17 protein-coding genes are annotated in these 17,495 nt (G+C 73.2%); 2 read left to right on the top strand and 15 right to left on the bottom strand.

Annotated features, from left to right (window positions below; all coding sequences use genetic code 11):
* Positions 1-23 precede the first annotated feature (23 nt).
* Positions 24-1,310 (bottom strand): adenylosuccinate synthase, encoded by a 1,287-nt coding sequence (locus ACIG36_RS29530; protein WP_399934344.1) that lies wholly within the window; start codon positions 1,308-1,310, stop codon positions 24-26.
* 176 nt (positions 1,311-1,486) lie between these two features.
* Between ACIG36_RS29530 and ACIG36_RS29525 the strand changes: the two genes are divergently transcribed.
* The gene (locus tag ACIG36_RS29525; RefSeq protein WP_399934342.1) at positions 1,487-2,389 is read left to right on the top strand and encodes a diacylglycerol kinase; all 903 of its coding nucleotides are present in this window, start codon (positions 1,487-1,489) and stop codon (positions 2,387-2,389) included.
* A 247-nt stretch (positions 2,390-2,636) separates the two neighbouring features.
* Here the strand turns inward: ACIG36_RS29525 and ACIG36_RS29520 are convergent, their stop codons facing one another.
* The 12 genes from ACIG36_RS29520 to ACIG36_RS29465 all read right to left on the bottom strand — a co-directional run bounded on the left by ACIG36_RS29520 (position 2,637) and on the right by ACIG36_RS29465 (position 14,002).
* The gene (locus tag ACIG36_RS29520; protein WP_399934339.1) at positions 2,637-3,317 is read right to left on the bottom strand and encodes a response regulator; all 681 of its coding nucleotides are present in this window, start codon (positions 3,315-3,317) and stop codon (positions 2,637-2,639) included.
* Positions 3,314-4,588 (bottom strand): sensor histidine kinase, encoded by a 1,275-nt coding sequence (locus ACIG36_RS29515; RefSeq protein WP_399934503.1) that lies wholly within the window; start codon positions 4,586-4,588, stop codon positions 3,314-3,316. Before ACIG36_RS29515 ends, ACIG36_RS29520 begins: the two co-directional genes overlap by 4 nt.
* A 78-nt stretch (positions 4,589-4,666) precedes the next feature.
* Positions 4,667-5,386: an alpha/beta hydrolase gene (locus ACIG36_RS29510; protein ID WP_399934336.1), complete on the bottom strand. Its 720-nt coding sequence runs from the start codon at positions 5,384-5,386 to the stop codon at positions 4,667-4,669.
* A complete protein-coding gene (gene kynU / locus ACIG36_RS29505) occupies positions 5,383-6,621 on the bottom strand; it encodes a kynureninase (protein ID WP_399934333.1) in 1,239 nt (412 codons plus the stop codon). Before kynU ends, ACIG36_RS29510 begins: the two co-directional genes overlap by 4 nt.
* Positions 6,614-7,480, bottom strand: a complete 867-nt coding sequence (locus tag ACIG36_RS29500) for a tryptophan 2,3-dioxygenase (RefSeq protein ID WP_399934330.1) — start codon at positions 7,478-7,480, stop codon at positions 6,614-6,616. Before ACIG36_RS29500 ends, kynU begins: the two co-directional genes overlap by 8 nt.
* A gap of 145 nt (positions 7,481-7,625) precedes the next feature.
* The gene (locus ACIG36_RS29495; RefSeq protein WP_399934327.1) at positions 7,626-8,039 is read right to left on the bottom strand and encodes a DUF3151 domain-containing protein; all 414 of its coding nucleotides are present in this window, start codon (positions 8,037-8,039) and stop codon (positions 7,626-7,628) included.
* Between the two features lie 152 nt (positions 8,040-8,191).
* Positions 8,192-9,685: an MFS transporter gene (locus ACIG36_RS29490; protein WP_399934324.1), complete on the bottom strand. Its 1,494-nt coding sequence runs from the start codon at positions 9,683-9,685 to the stop codon at positions 8,192-8,194.
* A gap of 143 nt (positions 9,686-9,828) precedes the next feature.
* Positions 9,829-10,851 (bottom strand): class II fructose-bisphosphate aldolase, encoded by a 1,023-nt coding sequence (fbaA, locus tag ACIG36_RS29485; protein ID WP_399934321.1) that lies wholly within the window; start codon positions 10,849-10,851, stop codon positions 9,829-9,831.
* A gap of 203 nt (positions 10,852-11,054) precedes the next feature.
* Positions 11,055-11,600: an orotate phosphoribosyltransferase gene (gene pyrE / locus ACIG36_RS29480; RefSeq protein ID WP_399934318.1), complete on the bottom strand. Its 546-nt coding sequence runs from the start codon at positions 11,598-11,600 to the stop codon at positions 11,055-11,057.
* A gap of 4 nt (positions 11,601-11,604) precedes the next feature.
* Positions 11,605-12,396: an aldose 1-epimerase gene (locus ACIG36_RS29475; RefSeq protein WP_399934315.1), complete on the bottom strand. Its 792-nt coding sequence runs from the start codon at positions 12,394-12,396 to the stop codon at positions 11,605-11,607.
* A gap of 76 nt (positions 12,397-12,472) precedes the next feature.
* Positions 12,473-13,273, bottom strand: coding sequence for an SRPBCC domain-containing protein (locus ACIG36_RS29470; protein WP_399934313.1), 801 nt, complete (start codon positions 13,271-13,273; stop codon positions 12,473-12,475).
* Between the two features lie 78 nt (positions 13,274-13,351).
* Entirely contained in the window at positions 13,352-14,002 is a 651-nt protein-coding gene (locus ACIG36_RS29465) for an NAD(P)-dependent oxidoreductase (protein ID WP_399934310.1), read from the bottom strand.
* A 127-nt stretch (positions 14,003-14,129) separates the two neighbouring features.
* Between ACIG36_RS29465 and ACIG36_RS29460 the strand changes: the two genes are divergently transcribed.
* Complete coding sequence (locus ACIG36_RS29460) at positions 14,130-15,044, top strand: helix-turn-helix domain-containing protein (protein ID WP_399934307.1); 915 nt, start codon at positions 14,130-14,132, stop codon at positions 15,042-15,044.
* A 5-nt stretch (positions 15,045-15,049) separates the two neighbouring features.
* Here ACIG36_RS29460 and ACIG36_RS29455 read toward each other — a convergent pair whose 3' ends face one another.
* Positions 15,050-16,603, bottom strand: a complete 1,554-nt coding sequence (locus tag ACIG36_RS29455) for a polyamine aminopropyltransferase (RefSeq protein ID WP_399934305.1) — start codon at positions 16,601-16,603, stop codon at positions 15,050-15,052.
* Positions 16,604-16,695: 92 nt separating this feature from the next.
* The gene (locus tag ACIG36_RS29450; protein ID WP_399934302.1) at positions 16,696-17,214 is read right to left on the bottom strand and encodes a DUF2617 family protein; all 519 of its coding nucleotides are present in this window, start codon (positions 17,212-17,214) and stop codon (positions 16,696-16,698) included.
* Positions 17,215-17,495: the final 281 nt, after the last annotated feature.

The following is a 17,495-nucleotide window of genomic DNA, read 5'->3' as shown; positions in this document are numbered from 1 at the left end:
CGCCGTGCACGCGCGCGTGCCGCCTACGACAGGAACGAGTTGATCTCGATCGTCTCGGTGCGGCCCGGACCGACGCCGATCGCGGAGATCGGCGCGCCCGACATCTCCTCCAGCGCCTTCACGTACGCCTGCGCGTTCTTCGGCAGGTCGGAGAAGGTCTGGGCCTTGGAGATGTCCTCGGACCAGCCCGGCAGCATCTCGTAGATCGGCTTGGCGTGGTGGAAGTCGCTCTGGCTGTAGGGCAGCTCCTCGACGCGCTTGCCGTCGATCTCGTACGCGACGCAGACGGGGATCTGCTCCCAGCCGGTCAGCACGTCCAGCTTGGTGAGGAAGAAGTCCGTCAGGCCGTTGACGCGGGTCGCGTAGCGGGCGATGACCGCGTCGAACCAGCCGCAGCGGCGGTCACGGCCGGTGGTCACGCCGCGCTCGCCACCGATGGTGCGCAGCGCCTCGCCGTCCTTGTCGAACAGCTCGGTCGGGAACGGGCCGGCGCCGACACGCGTGGTGTAGGCCTTGAGGATGCCGATCACGCGGTTGATCTTCGTCGGGCCCACGCCCGCACCCGTGCAGGCGCCGCCCGCGGTCGGGTTGGAGGAGGTGACGAAGGGGTACGTGCCGTGGTCGACGTCCAGCAGCGTGCCCTGGCCGCCCTCGAAGAGGACGACCTTGCCCTCGTCGATGGCGTTGTTGAGGATCAGCGTGGTGTCGGCGACGTACGGCTTGATCTGCTCGGCGTAGCCCAGCAGCTCCTCGACGATCTTGCCGGACTCGATGGCGCGGCGGTTGTAGAGCTTCGCCAGGATCTGGTTCTTGAAGTCGAGAGCGGCCTCGACCTTCTGCTCCAGGATCGACTCGTCGTACAGGTCCTGGACCCGGATGCCCACGCGGTTGATCTTGTCCGCGTAGGTCGGGCCGATGCCGCGGCCGGTGGTGCCGATCTTCCGCTTGCCGAGGAAGCGTTCCGTCACCTTGTCGACAGTCGTGTGGTACGGCGTGATCAGGTGCGCGTTACCGCTGATCAGCAGCTTGGACGTGTCGACACCGCGCTCGTTGAGTCCGCTCAGCTCGGAGAGCAGGACCGCCGGGTCGACGACGACGCCGTTGCCGATGACCGGGGTGCACCCCGGCGAGAGGATTCCGGAAGGGAGGAGGTGGAGCGCATATTTCTGGTCACCCACGACGACCGTGTGGCCGGCGTTGTTGCCACCTTGGTAGCGCACCACGTAGTCGACGGATCCACCGAGCAGGTCGGTGGCCTTTCCCTTGCCCTCGTCACCCCACTGAGCACCGAGCAGCACAAGTGCGGGCACAGGCGTACACCCCTTCCGGGCGGGGCATGTCCAACGTGCACAGGTGGCGGGAGCCCGCTTGATTCGGGCGTTCACCACCACTAGAGCCGTCGAACCGGTGCCCCGGATAGACGAAGCCCCTGGCGCAACAGCGACAGGGGCTCTTGCACCGAGAGATTACCTGAGGAAGGACGAAGGTGTCGGCTGCAGACCCGACCGGAGCGCAGCTGCTCGTCGTCATCGACCCGGCCGCGAGGCGCGTGGACGGCGAGTCCACGCGGATCGCGCGGGACGTGTTGTGCGCCGGAGCGGTGGCCAAAATCTGCCTCCCGAACGGGCCGGAGGAGGTGGCCCGAGCCGTCGCCAGACGCGGACGCCGCCGGACGGTCGTCATCGGCGACGACCGCGCCCTGCTGCGCGTCGTCGGGCTGCTGCACCGGCGCCGCGAGCTGTCCGTGGCGCCCCTGGCGTGGGTGCCGGTGGGCGCCCTGCCGGCCGTCTCCGTGGCCCGGGTGCTCGGCGTGCCGCTGAGTGCCGTGGCGGCCGCACGGGCCGTGCTGGACGGCGTGGAGCGGCGGCTGGGGCTGCTGGCCGACGACAGCGACGGCGTGGTCCTGGGCGGGCTGTGGGTGCCCGCGGGGGCCGCCCACCGCGCGGTCGGCGGGCCGGGGCCGGGCGTGGAGGGCGCCGGCGGGGTGCCGGGCGAGGCGGGGGCCGCGCCGGGCGACAGCGGCGGGCACCAGTCGTGGTGGTCGCCGGCCGCCCGTACGGCCCGTACGGCGCTGACCCTGCTGTCGGGGCCCGGCGGGCGGCATCCGCTGCCCGCGTGCACCCGGCTGCGGGTGGAGGCGGACGGGGTGCTGCTGGCCGATCTCGACCGGCCGGTCGGGCGTGTCGCGGTCTCGGCGGTGGACGGCCTGGCCGAGGTCGTCGTCCAGCAGCGCGCCGGGGACGAGCCGGTACGCGCCCGCGCCCGCGCGGTCACCGTCTCCGGGCCGGACTTCCGCTACCGCGCGGACAACCGCATACGCGGGCCGGTACGCACGCGTACCTGGACGGCACAGCGGGAGGCGTGGCGGCTGACGCTGCCGCGCCCGTAGGCGGCCTGGAGGGCCGCCAGGGGCCGCGCGGGCCTGCGCCCCAGTTCATGTCCGACGCGGCCCGTGGTGACCCGCCGGGCACGCCTTAGGGGGTGTCCGATGGGTCGGCGCGGGTCCTGCGGTGTCCGGTGCGGTGGATCGCAAGGCGGAGCATCGGCCTCGGACTGGGCGTCCTCGGCTGATGCGACAACGCGGCGAGGCGCCGTGCCGGGCGCCGCAGGGCCCGTGCCGACCCGTCGGACACCCCCTAACCGCCCGGGGTGACCAGGCCCGCCTCGTACGCGAAGACGGCGGCCTGCGTGCGGTCGCGCAGGCCGAGCTTCACCAGGATGCGGCTGACGTGCGTCTTGACGGTCGACTCGGCGACGACGAGCCGTCCGGCGATCTCGGAGTTCGAGCGGCCCTGGGCCACCAGGACCAGCACCTCCGTCTCGCGCTCGGTCAGATCGGCGACGCGCTCCTGCGTGGGCGCCTTGGGCGCGCCCAGGCGGGAGAACTCCTGGATGAGGCGCTTGGTGACGGTCGGCGCGAGCAGGGCCTCCCCGGCCGCCACCACGCGCACGCCGTCGGCGAGCTGCCGGGCGGAGGCGTCCTTGAGCAGGAAGCCGCTCGCTCCGGCGCGCAGCGCCTGGTAGACGTACTCGTCCAGGTCGAAGGTGGTCAGCACCAGCACCTTGGCGTCCGCGTCGGCGGCGACGATCTCGCGGGTCGCGTCCAGGCCGTTGAGCTCCGGCATGCGGATGTCCATCAGCACGACGTCCGGGCGCAGCTCGGCCACCTTCCGCAGGGCCTGGCGGCCGTCCACGGCCTCGCCGACGACCTCGATGTCGGGCTGGGCGTTGAGGAGGACGGAGAAGCCCTCGCGGACCATCATCTGGTCGTCGACGATCAGCACGCGGATGGTGCCGGCGACGTTGGGGGCACTCACGCGGCCGCCTCACCCGGGGCGCCGACGGGCAGGAAGGCCGCGACCTCGTAGCCGCCGTCGTCCGTCGCCTGCGCGGTCATCCCGCCGCCGAGCATGCCGACCCGCTCGCGCATGCCCAGGACGCCGTGCCCGGCGCCCGGGGAGGGCTTGGCCAGCCGGTCCGGGCGGCCGTTGACGACCCGCAGCCCGAGGCCGCCGAGGACGTAGGAGACCTCCACGCGCGCGTGGGCGCCGGGTGCGTGGCGCAGGACGTTGCTCAGCGCCTCCTGCACGATCCGGTACGCCGACAGCTCCACACCCTGCGGCAGCGGCCGCACCGCACCGGTGGTGACGTGCTCGACGGCCAGCCCGGCCGAGCGGACGTTCTCGATCAGCGCCGGCAGGGCGGCGAGCGTGGGCTGCGGGGCCTCGGGGTCGGCGAAGGCGTCGGGGTTCTCCGACCGCACGACGCCCAGCACGCGCCGCAGCTCCGTCAGGGCGGCGACGGCGTTCTCCCGGATCGTCTGGAATGCGGCGGCCAGCTCCGGCGGCGTGTCCTGCACCCGGTACGGCGCGGCCTCGGCCTGGATGGCGACGACGGACATGTGATGGGCGACCACGTCGTGCAGCTCGCGGGCGATCGTCGTGCGCTCCTCCAGCACCGTGCGGCGCGAGCGCTCCTCCTCGGTGACGGCGGCCTGGGCCGCGACCTGCTGCCGGGACTCGGTCAGGCCGCGGACGGCGGCGACGGCGACGAGGACCATGCCGGCCATCACCGTCAGCTCGAGCGTTCCGGTGTCGTAGCCGGAGCCGCGCAGGATCCCGAGGAACACCCCGCACGCGGCGGTCAGCAGCCACATCCAGGCCGCCATGCGCGGCCGGGTGCGGATCGTGACGATCACCATGACCGCCATGTGCGAGACGAGGCCGGTCGGCGTCCAGGGCGCGGCGCCGGTGACGACGCCGGTGACGAAGAGCGAGCCCATCGACAGCCACCAGGCGCCGACCGGCCGGAACAGCGTCATCAGCAGCGGCGCCCCCACGAACAGCGCGAGCAGCACGCCGGCCGGGCTGGGCTCGTACGCCAGCGACCCCAGCATGACCAGGTTCGTGAGCATGACGACGGCGGCGTGCGGCAGCCACCGCGTGTACCGGCCCCTGCCGCCGAGCGGCGGGAGGGGCCGGAAGGCGAACGGGTCGGTGAACAGGTCCCGGCGTATGCCCTCGAGGGCACTCCTCGCGATGCGCATCTCGCTGCGCAGGCCGCCGCCGTTCGTCTCATGGGTGTCCATCACGCACTCCACGGTAGGCAACGGGCCGTGCGTACGGCGTCCGCACGGAAGGGGATATCCGGGGGTCCGTCTCAAGTACTACGCGCGCCCGGCGTGGTCCCGGACGGCCGCCAGCAGGGCCGTGTACGCGCGCGTGCCCGGCGTCACGGGCGCGTAGTGGCCGGTGCCGGGCAGCGGGCGGAAGGCCGCCGAGGGGACACGGCGGGCGTAGGCCTCCGAGAAGCCGGGCGGTACCTCCGGGTCGCACGTCCCGTGCAGCAGCGTGACCGGCACCCGTGGCGGCGGCAGCCGCATGGGATCCGCCCGTGCCTCGTCGGCCGCCCGGACGAACGCGGTGACGGCGTCCGCGCTCAGCCCGAGCGTCCGCGCCCGCGCGAGGTCGGCGACGGGGGCGACCGCCACCACGCCGTCCACTGCGGTCGTGTGCGCGGCGACCAGCAGCGCGAGGTGGCCGCCCGCCGAGTGGCCGGCCACGACGTGCCGCCGGGCGGTCCCGGCGGCCGTGCGGACGGCCGCCAGGACGTCGTCGAACGTCGCCGGCCAGCCGCCGTCGCCGCCCACCCGCCGGTACTCCGTCAGCGCGACCGACAGCCCCTCGTCGGCCAGCGCAGCCGCCAGCGGGGCCAGGTGCCGGCGGTCGTACGCCTCGCGCCAGAAACCGCCGTGCAGCAGCGTCACCCGGGCCGCCGCGCGCCGCGGCCCGTAGAGGTCGACCACCTGGCTGGGATGCGGGCCGTACGCGACGGTCCGGTCCGGTGGCACGTACGGCAGGCCGAATAGGGCGTCCGCCTCGCTCACCCGGCCAGGACCTCACCGAGCACGCGCGCCGCGCGCTCGGTGTCGGCGAAGCCCGTGTACAGCGGTGTGAAGCCGAAGCGCAGCACGTCCGGGGGGCGGAAGTCGCCGACGACGCCCCGGCGGACGAGCTCGGCCATCACCCGTTCCGCGTCCGGTTCGCACCGCAGCGAGACCTGGCTGCCGCGCTCGTCGTGCGCGGCGGGCGTGACGGGCTCGGCGCGCCCGGCAGGTACGTACGCCCGGACGCAGCGCAGGAAGAAGTCGGTGAGGGCCAGGCTCTTGGCCCGTACCGCCTCGACGGCGACGCCGTCCCAGACGTCGAGGGCGGCCTCCAGGGCGAGCAGGGAGAGGATGTCGGGCGTGCCGACCCGGCCGCGCGCGGCACCGTCGGCGGGCGTGTAGGCGGGCGCCATGCCGAAGGGGTCGGCGTGGGAGTTCCAGCCGGGCAGCGGCGAGTCGAAGCGGGGCTGCAAGTCCCGGCGGACGTACAGGTAGGCGGGCGAACCGGGGCCGCCGTTGAGGTACTTGTAGGTGCAGCCGACCGCGAAGTCCACGTCGTGCGCGTCCAGTCCGACCGGCAGCGCGCCCGCGCTGTGGCACAGGTCCCACACGACGCGCGCGCCGGCGGCGTGGACGGCGGCGGTCGTGCCGGGCAGGTCGTGCAGCCGGCCGGTGCGGTAGTCGACGTGGTTGACGAGCGCGACGGCGGTCCGCGGTCCGGCCTCGGCGGCGACGGAGCCGGCGTCGACGGCACGCACTCGGCAGCCGGTCATGCGGGCGGCGGATTCGGCGATGTAGCCGTCGGTGGGGAAGGTGGCGGCGTCGACGAGGATCTCGTCGCGGCCGCCGCCGTCCCGCCCGGCGAGGCGGACGGCGGCGACAACCGCCTTGAAGACGTTGACGCTTGTCGAGTCACCCACCACGACCTGGCCCGGCCCGGCGCCGACGAGCGCCGCGACACGGGCGCCGACCCGCTCGGGCGCCGTCCACCACCCGGACTCCGTCCACGACCGGATGCCCAGCCGCCCCCACTGGCGCTCCACCACGTCGGCCACGCGCCCGGCGACGGCGCGGGGCAGGGCGCCCAGGGAGTTGCCGTCGAGGTAGACAACTTCGTCGTCCAGGACGAACTCCGCGCGCTTGGTGCGCAGCGGGTCGGCGGCGTCCAGCTCCAGGGCCTCGGCCGCCAGTTCGTCCCGTGTGCGGTCGGACTTCGACCCTGTGCTGTCAGACATTGCTGCGCGCCGTCCACAGCTCGGGGAAGACGTGCTTGGTGGCACGTTTCTCCAGCCAGGCGACGCCGGCCGAGCCCCCGCTGCCCACCTTGGCGCCCATCGCCCGCCGGGTCGCGACGAGATGGTCGTTGCGCCAGCGCCAGACGAGCTCCGCGACCTCCGTCAGGGCCTCGCCCAGGCGGCACTCCTCGCTGCCCTGATCACCCGCGTAGACGCGCTGCCACACGTCCTCCACGGCCTGGACCGGCGCGTACCGCTGGGCGGGGTCGCGGTCGAGGACGTCGGCGGGTATCGCGTGGCCGCGCCGCGCGAGCCAGCGCAGCACCTCGTCGTACAGGCTCGGGGCGTGCAGCGCCTCGGTCAGCTCGGCGTGCGTGCGGGGCGCGTTGCGGTAGGGGACGAGCATGGCCGGGGACTTCTCGCCCAGCAGGAACTCCAGGCGCCGGTAGGTCGCCGACTGGAAGCCGGACGCCTCGCCGAGCGCCGCGCGGAAGGCGTTGAACTGGGCGGGCGTCAGGTGCGCCAGTGGCTCCCAGGAGGCGTTGAGCGAGGCGAGCTCGTACGTCGAGCGCTTGAGCGCCGCCATGGCGACGGGCAGGTCGTCCCCGCGCAGGGCGCGCGCGGCGGTGTGCCACTCGTGGACGATGACGGTGAACCACAGCTCCATCACCTGGGTGGTGACGAGGAAGACCATCTCGCCGGGGTCGTCGGACAGCGGATGCTGGAGCCGGGTGAGGACCTCGGCCCGTACGTAGTCCTCGTACGGGGTCGTGCCCTGGAATTCGAGGTTCGGGGACGCGGCGGTCTCCGGGCGGGTGGCCTCGGGGGCCGGGGGGAAGGGTGGCTGCGGATGCGGCATCGCGTACTCCTGGGCGCGTGGCTTCCGGGTAGCGGTCCGCCCCTTCCTGCCGGCATCGGAGCCCCGGTCCCCTGCGCGCATCATGCGACCCGGACACCACCTACGGCAAGAGCCGAGAGTGGTGTCCGGTGCCGTGCGGGGCGGCTCAGCCCAGGGTGTTGGCGGCCGTCGGGGAGCTGTCGCGCAGGAAGGTCGAGCAGCGCTCGTACTCCTCCTGCTCGCCGATCGACTGCGCGGCGCGCGCGAGGGCGTGCAGGGCGCGCAGGAAGCCGCGGTTGGGCTCGTGCTCGAAGGGCACCGGGCCGTGGCCCTTCCAGCCGTTGCGGCGCAGCGCGTCGAGGCCGCGGTGGTAGCCGGTGCGGGCGTAGGCGTACGACTCGACGACGCGGCCGGCCTCGAAGGCCTCGTCCGCGAGCTGGGCCCAGGCGAGCGAGGACGCCGGGTACTTGGCGGCGACCTCGGCGGGGGCCGCGCCGGAGGCCAGCAGCTCGCGCGGCTCGGGGTCGTCGGGCAGGTGGGTCGGGGCCGGGCCCCCGAGAAGGTTCTCGTGAATGGACATGAGCCCCAGTCTGCCGCAGCCGGTGACGAGGGCCGAAGGCCGTGCCGGGCCCGTACCGGCCCGCCGGACGGCCCCCGGGGCGTGCCCGCGAGGTCCGTCCGGCCCGCGACGCCCTGGGCGCCCTGCGGGCCGTCCTGCGGCCCGGACACGCCCTACGCGTCGCCCGGGTCCAGCGGTGGCGAGGTGACGCCGCAGTGGTACTCGCACTCCGGGTGACACACACGCCGCTCGGGGGCCCGGACCGTGGCCCAGGCCAGCGCGGCCCCGACCACCAGCAGCCCGGCGCACAGCAGCATCGCGCGGTCGAACGTCCTGGAGAACGCCTGCGGATCCCGGTACGCGTCCGGCCCCATGCCCGCCGCCAGCGGAAGCGCCGCCACCGCGATCAGCCCGGCGGCCCGCGCGGCGGCGTTGTTGATGCCGCTGGCCAGGCCCGCGCGGGTGACGTCGACGGAGGCGAGGACCGTCGCGGTCAGCGGCGCCACCAGCACCACCATGCCCAGGCCCAGCACGAGCAGGCCCGGCAGCACGTCGCGCCAGTACACCGCGCCCGCCCCGGCCCTCGTCATCAGCAGCATGCCCACCGCGCACAGCAGCGGTCCGACGGTCAGCGGGATGCGGGCCCCGATACGCTGCGCCATCCGCCCGGAACGGGCCGACAGCAGCAGCATCAGCACGGTCGTCGGCAGCAGCGCCATGCCCGCCTCCAGGGCCGACCAGCCCACCACCACCTGCAGCTGGATCACCGAGAGGAAGAAGAACCCGCTGAACGCCGCGTAGACGAAGAGCGTGACGATGTTGATCGCCGAGAACTGCCGGATGCCGAAGACCTCCAGTGGCAGCATCGGCTCGTCGCGCCGCCCCTCGACGTACACGAACGCAACGCCCAGCAACAGGCCGACGACCGCCGGGACGATCACCCAGGCCGAGGCGCCCCGGTCGGGGGCGGCGATCAGCGCGTACGTCACCGCGGCCAGGGACAGGGCGCCCAGGGCGGCGCCGGAGACGTCGTAGCGGCCGCGCGGAGCACCTGCCGTGCCTCCGTCGGGGAGGGTCTCCGGCACGTGCCGCAGGGCGACCAGGACGCAGAGCGCGGCCGGCGGCAGGTTGATCAGGAAGACCCAGCGCCAGCCCGGCCCGTCCACCAGCCAGCCGCCGACGAACGGCCCGACGGCCGCCGCGACCCCGCCCAGGCCCGACCAGGCGCCCACGGCGGCCGCCCGGTCGTCGGGGTGGAAGACCGCCTGGATGAGCGCCAGCGAGCCCGGTGTGAGCAGCGCGCCGCCGACGCCCTGCAGGGCCCGCGCGGCGATCAGCACCTCGGCGTCCGGCGCCACCCCGCACAGCAGCGAGGCCAGCGCGAACCACACGACGCCGATCACGAACACCCGCCGCCGCCCGTAGCGGTCGCCCAGCGAGCCGCCGAGCAGGATCAGCCCGGCGAGGGTGAGCATGTAGGCGTTGACGATCCACTGCAGGGCGCCGAGGTCGGCGTCGAGGTCGCGGCCGATGTGCGGGAGCGCGACGTTGACGACGGTGCTGTCCAGCAGCGCCAGGCCCGACCCGAGGACGGTCGTCAGCAGCACCCAGCGCCCCACGGACGTGCGGAGACGGACGGCGCCGGCCTCCGTTGCCGAGTCGCTCATACCTGGATGATCCCCGGGCGGCACCGCCACGGCCAGTGCAGACGCAACCGGTGCACACGCAAAGGGGCCCGGCACGGAAAACCGTGCCGGGCCCCTCGCTCGCGCTCGCGTCGGCGGCTCGCGCCTACGTCGGCTTCCCGCGCCTACTTCAGCTTGGTGCCCGTGGAACGCAGGTCGGCGCAGGCCTTGGCGACGCGCTCGGCCATGCTCGCCTCGGCCAGCTTGCCCCAGGTGCGCGGGTCGTAGGTCTTCTTGTCGCCGACCTCGCCGTCGACCTTCAGGACGCCGTCGTAGTTCTTGAACATGTGGGCCGCCACCGGACGGGTGAAGGCGTACTGGGTGTCGGTGTCGAGGTTCATCTTCACGACGCCGTTCTCCAGCGCGGTGCGGATCTCCTCCTCCGTGGAGCCGGAGCCGCCGTGGAAGACGAAGTCGAACGGGTCGGCCTTGCCGTGCTTGGCGGCGATGCCGTCCTGGAGCTCGCGCAGCAGCTCCGGACGCAGCACGACGTTGCCCGGCTTGTAGACGCCGTGGACGTTGCCGAAGGAGGCGGCCAGCAGGTAGCGGCCCTTCTCGCCCAGGCCCAGCGCCTCGGCGGTGCGCTCCACGTCCGCGACGGTGGTGTAGAGGTCGTCGTTGATCTCGTGGGAGACGCCGTCCTCCTCGCCACCGGTCGGGGTGATCTCGACCTCGAGGATGATCTTCGCCTTCACGGCCTCGGCGAGCAGCTCCTTGGCGATGGCCAGGTTCTCGTCGAGCTTCTCGGCGGAGCCGTCCCACATGTGGGACTGGAAGAGCGGGTTCTGACCGGCGGCGACGCGCTCCTGCGAGATGGCCAGCAGCGGACGGACGTAGCCGTCCAGCTTGTCCTTCGGGCAGTGGTCGGTGTGCAGCGCGATGTTCACCGGGTACTTCTTGGCCACCACGTGCGCGAACTCGGCGAGCGCGACGGCGCCCGAGACCATGTCCTTGCTGTACTGGCCGCCCAGGAATTCCGCGCCACCGGTGGAGATCTGGATGATGCCGTCGCTCTCCGCCTCGGCGAAGCCGCGCAGCGCGGCGTGGAGAGTCTGCGTGGAGGTCACGTTGATGGCCGGGTAGGCGAACTTGCCTGCCTTCGCCCGGTCGAGCATCTCGTTGTAGACCTCGGGGGTTGCGATGGGCATCTGTCCGCTCCTTGTGATGTGCGGGTACGGGCGAAATACGGGCCCTGACCTAGGGGGCGACGGTCATCGTCGGACCCATCTTCCCAGACTCCCCGTATTACTCCACATGAGGACCACGCACCTGTGCAAAGGGCGCGTGGTTTCACGTGAAACCACGCGCCCCCTGGCGACGCTCTGAACGAATTCCGAAAGAAAACCGCAGGTCAGGACAGACCCAGGTCTCCCAGCGAGTAACCCGTCACATAACGCAGGCCCGCGCCCTCGATGGCCGATTCCGCTCCGCGGTCGACGATGGTCGCCACCGCGACGACCTCGGCACCGGCCTCGCGGGCCGCCTCGACGGCGGTCAGCGGGGAGCCGCCGGTGGTGGAGGTGTCCTCGACGACGAGCACCCGGCGGCCCTTGATGTCCGGGCCCTCGATGCGGCGCTGCATGCCGTGCGTCTTCTGGGCCTTGCGGACGACGAAGGCGTCCAGCTTGCGGCCACGGGCGGCGGCCGCGTGCAGCATCGAAGTGGCGACCGGATCGGCACCCAGGGTCAGTCCGCCCACGGCGTCGAAGTCCAGGTCCGCCGTGGCGTCCAGCATCACCTGGCCGACCAGCGGCGCCGCCTCGGCGTCGAGGGTGATCCGGCGCAGGTCGATGTAGTAGTCGGCCTCCTTGCCGGAGGAGAGGGTCACCTTGCCGTGCACCACGGCCTTGTCCTTGATCTGCTGCAGCAGGGCGTCACGCGCATCGCTCATGGCCATGAGCTTAGGCCAGCGACCGCCAGGTCCACGTCGTGGAGATCTCCAGGGGGTCGATCGGCGTGACGAGGCGCGGGTGGGTGTTCAGCCCGTTCGGGGGACCGGACTGCGGCTCGACGCAGACCGCCTCGCTCTGCTCGTCGTAGACCACGACCCACTCGGCCCGGCTGGTGATCCTCAGCTCCAGGGCGCCGGGCCAGGTGAGGGTGACGTCGACGCCGTCGGGCATCCCGAAGCAGTCGTCCCAGGGGCCGGGGCGGGGGTCGATGCGCCGGCCGGTGGGCAGGTGGTCCTCGCCTCGCTGCTCCTGCCAGGCGGGCCGGAAGTCGATCTCCACGTCCTTGCCGGTGCCCAGGTTGCGCAGGAACCAGGGGTGCCAGCCGGCCTGCGCCGGGAACGAGTCGTCGTAGGTCTCGACGCCCATGGTCAGGGTGAGGGAATCGTCCGTCAGCTCGGCCAGCTGGGTGACGCGGCCGCTGTACGGCCACGGTTCGGCGAGGTCGTAGGTGAACGCGGCACTGCGCTCCTCGGCGCGGGCCGTGTGCCAGGCGGCGTCCCGGCCCGTGCCGTGGATGGCGTGCGGCGGGGAGTTGAGCGGCATCCGGTGCGTCTCGCCGCCGTTGCGGAAGCGGCCGTGCTCGATGCGGCCGCACCACGGGACCATGGGGAACGCGCCGTAGCGCGCCCCCTGCCGCAGGAGTTCGGTACCGCCGATCACGAGGCTGCTCACACGGCAGCCGTTGCGGGGGTCCAGGGTCACTTCGGCGTCTTTGGCGCTCAGCCGTACGTCATCGCTCACGCCCCGACCCTATGCCCTGGGACCTGGGCATACCCACCGATTCGGACAAGCTGAGGGGGCCTGCCGGGGCGCGGAGTCAGCGCTTTCGCCGCAGCGCGCGGGTCACCACCACCGCGCCCGCCAGGGCGATCGCGGCCGCCGGCGCCACCCAGCGCAGCACCGCCGTGCCGGACGCCGTCTCGGGGGCGGGAACGGGGGCGTACCGCCCCCGCGGCGGGGCGTGGTCGACCTCCTCGGCACTGCGGCCGATCATGGTGCGGCGGGCATGGGCGGCCTCGGCCGGCGGCTCGTCGTCCTCGAGCTCGTTCTCCAGCGAGCCCTCCTCGAGCGAGTCGCCCTCGAAGCCGGAAGCATCCTCGGCGTTCTCGGCGTTCCCGGCGTTCCCGGCGTCCGCGACCGGGCCGGCCTCCGCCTCGGGGGTGGTGGGGGCGGAGACCGCCGAGGCGGCGTCGGCGCGCAGCTCCTCGGCCAGGGCGGCGGCGAACCGGTCCAGCAGCCGCCGCGCCGCGGACTCCGCGGTCCTGTCGTCGAACTCCGCGAGCCGCCCCGCGCCGCCCACCGTTCCGGTGCAGCTCAGCCGGGTACCGCCGGGCATCTCCTCCGGCAGCGCGCTCAGCGCGAGCGTGACCGTGCCCGAGCCCCGCGCCTCCGTGCCCTCGCCGGACAGTTCGTACGAGCCGTCCCGCTCGGTCAGCCGCAGCGCCCCGCGGTAGGTGATCGTCGAGCCGCCGATGCGCAGCCGCAGGCGCCCCGCGAGGGCGGCGCCCGCCGAGGCGTCCTGCTGCAGGCCGGGAACGCAGCGCGCGACGCGCGCGGGGTCGGAAAGAACTCGCCGCACCGCACCGACGGGAAACGGAACGAACACCTCATGCTCCATAGCTAGCGAGCCTACCCACCGGGCCCCGTACGGGTACCGCCCCGGTGGGCTCCGGTCGAACTTTCCGTCAGAAGACGGTCAGTCTCCGACAGTGAAGCGCTCACCGACGTGCTTCGGCGTCTCGATCTCGTCGATGAGCGCCACCGCGTAGTCCTCGGCGGAGATCCGGCTCTTGCCGTCCGCGTCCACGACGAGGTCGTCCAGCGACGTGCGGTAGGTGCCGGTGCGCTCGCCGGGCTCGATGAGGCCCGCGGGGCTGAGGTTGGTCCAGCGCACGTCGGAGACGGTGCGGTAGAAGTCCAGCGCGTCGCCGTGCGCGTGCATGATCTGCAGCAGGAACTCCGGGAGCCCCTCCGCGTCCCACACCTGCTTGCCGTCCGGCGTGCGCAGCGAGCCCGCGCCGCCGACCGCCACCAGCCGCGGGGCCGCGTCGCCGAGCGTGCGCAGGCCCGTCACCAGCGACTTCGCCGCGGGCTCGATGGTGGCGACATGGCCGGGACCGTCACCGCCGCCGACCGCGCTGACCACGACGTCCTGGCCCTGGGCCACCTCGGCGACGGAGGCGGGGTCGAGGACGTCACCGGTGGTGACCGTGAGGTTGGCGTGGCTCTCGGTGAGCTTGGCGGGGTCACGGACGACCGCCGTGACCTGGTGTCCGCGGTCCAGCGCCTCGCGCAGGACGCGGCTGCCGATCGTGCCGGTGGCACCGAAGAGGGCGATCTTGGCCATGGGGGGTGTCTCCTGTCGGAACCGCTCGAGACTGGGGCCGCTCGAGGGCGGATGAACGGCACGGTTGTGCCGAATGACCACGCTAGGCAGGCCACCGGCGCCCGGCCAGGTAGGCTCGCGTCTGCTCATGGTGAAAACGCGACACAACGACCCGGATGGCGAGCGCGACGATACCGACGGGATCGTCGACCTCGCCTACGACGCCCCGCCCGGCGCCCCCGCCGGACTGGAGGTGATGACGCTCGCCGAGCTCCGCGAGCGCGCGGCGGAGGGCCTGCTGACCCGGCCGCAACGGCTGGAGTTCCACCAGATCGTCACCGTCGACTCCGGCACGGCCTCGCACATCGTGGACTTCGCCACCTACCGGCTCGGTCCCGGCTCGGTGCTGTGGGTGCGCCCGGGGCAGGTGCAGCAGTTCGGTGAGGGCGTCACGGAGCTCGAGGGCACGGTCGTCCTCGTCGACCCCGGCTTCCTGCCGCCCGGCAGCACGGTCGCAGCGACCGCCGACGACCCCTTCCGCCCGGTGCTGTGGCGGCCCGCCGGGGGCGACCGGGAGGCCGTCTTCTGCGCCGTGCGCCACCTGGCCACCGACTACCGCACCGGCAGCGGGCTGCCCGCCGGCATCCACACGGACGTCCTGCGCCATCTGTTCTCCGTGCTGGTGCTGCGTCTCGCGCACGCCATCGCCGCCGTGGGCGGCGTACCCGCGGGCGACGACACGTTCCTGCGCTTCCGCGCCGCGGTCGAGCGGGACTTCGCCACCCGCCGCCGGGTCGCCGACTACGCCCGGACGCTGGGCTATTCCTCCCGCACCCTCTCGCGGGCCACGCAGGCGGCGGCCGGGGTGGGGGCCAAGGAGTTCATCGATCTCCGGGTGATGCTGGAGGCCAAGCGGCTGCTCGCGCACAGCGATCTGCCCGCCGCGCGGATCACCGAACGGCTCGGTTTCGACGACGCGGCGAACTTCTCCAAGTTCTTCCACCATCGCGCGGGCCTGTCCCCCGGCGCCTTCCGCGCCTCCCTGCGCCGGCCGCGCGGTTAGCCGGTCTACCCCGCGTAGCGCGGGTGCATCAATGTGGACGGCAGCAGCCCCGGTTCCCTGCGGAGCGCGGCGTCACGCCCCTCGGCGCTGAGCGTCTCCTGCGTCAGATGCGGCAGCTCGGGCCGGGCATCCGGCAGCCGCAGCCGGACGGGCGACCGGGCGGCCAGCACGAACGCCCACCCCTGGCGCCGCTGCCCGTGCGCGGCCGGGGCCCGGACCTCGTAGGGCGCGGTCCGCAGCCCCACGGAACGGACCGTCGCGTCCACGGTCCAGAAGACGCGAGGCCGGGCGTCGAGGTCGCCCCCGTGGACGGCTATTCGGCCGCCGGGGGCCAGCGCCCGCGCCACCAGGCCGTAGAACTCCTGGGAGTACAGCTTGGCGCTGGGCGTCACCCCGGGGTCGGGCAGATCGGAGATCACCACGTCGAACGGGCCGCGGGTGGCGCCGCGCAGCCATTCGAAGGCGTCGGCGGACACGACGCGCACCCGCGGATCGCGGTAGGCGCGCCGGTTGAGGGCGACCAGGTCCGGGTCGGTGCGGGCCAGCCGCAGCACCGCGGAGTCGAGCTCGACGACGGTCACGGAGGCGACGTCCCGGTAGCGCAGCACCTCGCGCACGGCGAGGCCGTCGCCCCCGCCGAGGACCAGGATCCGGCGGCGCGGCCCGGCCATGGCGGGATGGACCAGGGCCTCGTGGTAGCGGTACTCGTCCTCGCCGCTGACCCGCAGCCGGCCGTCGAGGAAGAGGGAGAGCGGCCGTCCGCTGACGCCGCCGCCGGTCAGCACGACCTCCTGGACCTCCGACTGGACGGCGACCCGTACGTCCGTGCCGTACACGGCGTTGCGGGCAGCCCGTTCGAAGGGGCCGGTGAGCACCGAGCAGAGCGCCAGCACCACCAGGACCAGCGCGTTCGCGGCGACCAGCGTCCAGCGCGTGCGTATGCTCAGGTCGCCGCGGAAGAGCCAGAGCACCAGCGCCCCGCCGGCGACGGCGTTGACCGCTCCGGTCAGCAGCGCGCCCGTCAACTGCCCGAGCACCGGCAGCAGCAGGAACGGGAAGGCCAGACCGCCGACCAGCGCTCCCACGTAGTCGGCGGCGAACAGGTCGGCGACCGCGCAGCCCGCGTCCTGGCGGCGGATGCGCTGGATGAGGGTCATCAGCAGCGGCACCTCGGCGCCGATCAGCACCCCGATCGCGAGCGAGAACCCCACCAGGGCGAGCCGGGCCTGCCCGTACCAGGCGAAACAGGCGTAGAGCGCCATCGCCGACAGGCCGCCGGTGAGCGCCAGCACCGCCTCGACCGCGGCGAACCCGAGGGCCGCGCGGGCGCGCAGCCGTTTGGCGAGCAGCGAGCCGACGCCCATGGCGAAGACCATCACCGACAGGACGACGGAGGCCTGGGTGACCGAGTCGCCGATCAAGTACGAGGCCAGGGCGACGAGTTCGAGCTCGTACACCAGCCCGCAGGCGGCGCAGATGAAGACCGTGGTCAGGACGAGGAGGCGGCCGAGCCCGGCCGGTACGGGCAGCCGCGCTGGTACCGGGCGGTGGTGGACCATGCGGGAACGCTACGTCACGAACCGGCATCCCCTTTGTCACCCACACGGGTTCAATGCTGGGCCCAGCGGTAACGGGGGAGCCTCCGGTGGCCTCAGAGCGGCGCGGTCATCCGCACACCCACTCGGGTCCGGGTGGCGACCAGCCGTCCCTCCTGGGGGTAGGCGTGCCAGGTGCGCCAGCTTATCTGCCCGTCCTGGCGCTGGGCGAGCAGCGCGGTGAAGGCGTGGGGGCTGCCCGGAAACGTTCCGGCCAGGCCCTGCGGATGCTCGGCGACCAGGGCCAGCAGCTCCTGGGCCCGGCCGGCGAACGAGCAGTCGGAGAGGGTCTCGACGCGCGCCGCGAACTCGTACTCCCATGCGCCGACGCGCTTGGCGACGCCCAGCGGCAGGGGGGTGCTGCTGCCGGCTATGCAGGCGACCGTCTCCGAACAGAGCCCGCCCTCCTCTTCGAGTATGACCTGGTGGGAGGCGCCCAGCAGGCGCAACTGCACGGCCGCCCCGTCCAGTCGCAGGTCGAGGACCGCCAGCGCGGGAAGGGGCTCCTTCCCCAGACACCAGGCGAGATCGGCGGCGCGGGTATCGGTGTAGGTGGTCTTGAGGGTGGTGAGCATGGGTCGGCTCCGCGAGCGAGCAGTGGAGGGTGCGCCGGCCCGCCCCGAGGAGGACCAGATTTCCTTTCGGGTGCGCCGGCGCATGCCCACATTCGAGGGCCCCTGGTTCCGCTCCGGTGGATGAGGTTCCGGATTCCGGCGATTCCGAGGAGTTGTCTCTCAACGTGGCTCTGAATGAGAGGGAATCACGAATGAGCCGCGCCCACAGCAGTTTTACCCATCATCTGCAACTTTCCATCCACGCGAGGGCCATGCAGCTCAAATGTTCAACACACCGGCGT

This window comes from Streptomyces sp. NPDC053048, assembly GCF_044547045.1.
GTDB lineage: Bacteria > Actinomycetota > Actinomycetes > Streptomycetales > Streptomycetaceae > Streptomyces.
This window is presented reverse-complemented; position numbering and strand designations above follow the sequence as displayed.

Bases quoted from the DNA above. Each gene is read 5' to 3' on its own strand.
- ACIG36_RS29515 (WP_399934503.1), bottom strand. From the start codon at position 4,588: ATGGACACCCATGAGACGAACGGCGGCGGCCTGCGCAGCGAGATGCGC.
- kynU (WP_399934333.1), bottom strand. From the start codon at position 6,621: ATGTCTGACAGCACAGGGTCGAAGTCCGACCGCACACGGGACGAACTG.
- ACIG36_RS29500 (WP_399934330.1), bottom strand. From the start codon at position 7,480: ATGCCGCATCCGCAGCCACCCTTCCCCCCGGCCCCCGAGGCCACCCGC.
- ACIG36_RS29495 (WP_399934327.1), bottom strand. From the start codon at position 8,039: ATGTCCATTCACGAGAACCTTCTCGGGGGCCCGGCCCCGACCCACCTG.
- ACIG36_RS29490 (WP_399934324.1), bottom strand. From the start codon at position 9,685: ATGAGCGACTCGGCAACGGAGGCCGGCGCCGTCCGTCTCCGCACGTCC.
- fbaA (WP_399934321.1), bottom strand. From the start codon at position 10,851: ATGCCCATCGCAACCCCCGAGGTCTACAACGAGATGCTCGACCGGGCG.
- pyrE (WP_399934318.1), bottom strand. From the start codon at position 11,600: ATGGCCATGAGCGATGCGCGTGACGCCCTGCTGCAGCAGATCAAGGAC.
- ACIG36_RS29470 (WP_399934313.1), bottom strand. From the start codon at position 13,273: ATGGAGCATGAGGTGTTCGTTCCGTTTCCCGTCGGTGCGGTGCGGCGA.
- ACIG36_RS29465 (WP_399934310.1), bottom strand. From the start codon at position 14,002: ATGGCCAAGATCGCCCTCTTCGGTGCCACCGGCACGATCGGCAGCCGC.
- ACIG36_RS29460 (WP_399934307.1), top strand. From the start codon at position 14,130: ATGGTGAAAACGCGACACAACGACCCGGATGGCGAGCGCGACGATACC.
- ACIG36_RS29455 (WP_399934305.1), bottom strand. From the start codon at position 16,603: ATGGTCCACCACCGCCCGGTACCAGCGCGGCTGCCCGTACCGGCCGGG.
- ACIG36_RS29450 (WP_399934302.1), bottom strand. From the start codon at position 17,214: ATGCTCACCACCCTCAAGACCACCTACACCGATACCCGCGCCGCCGAT.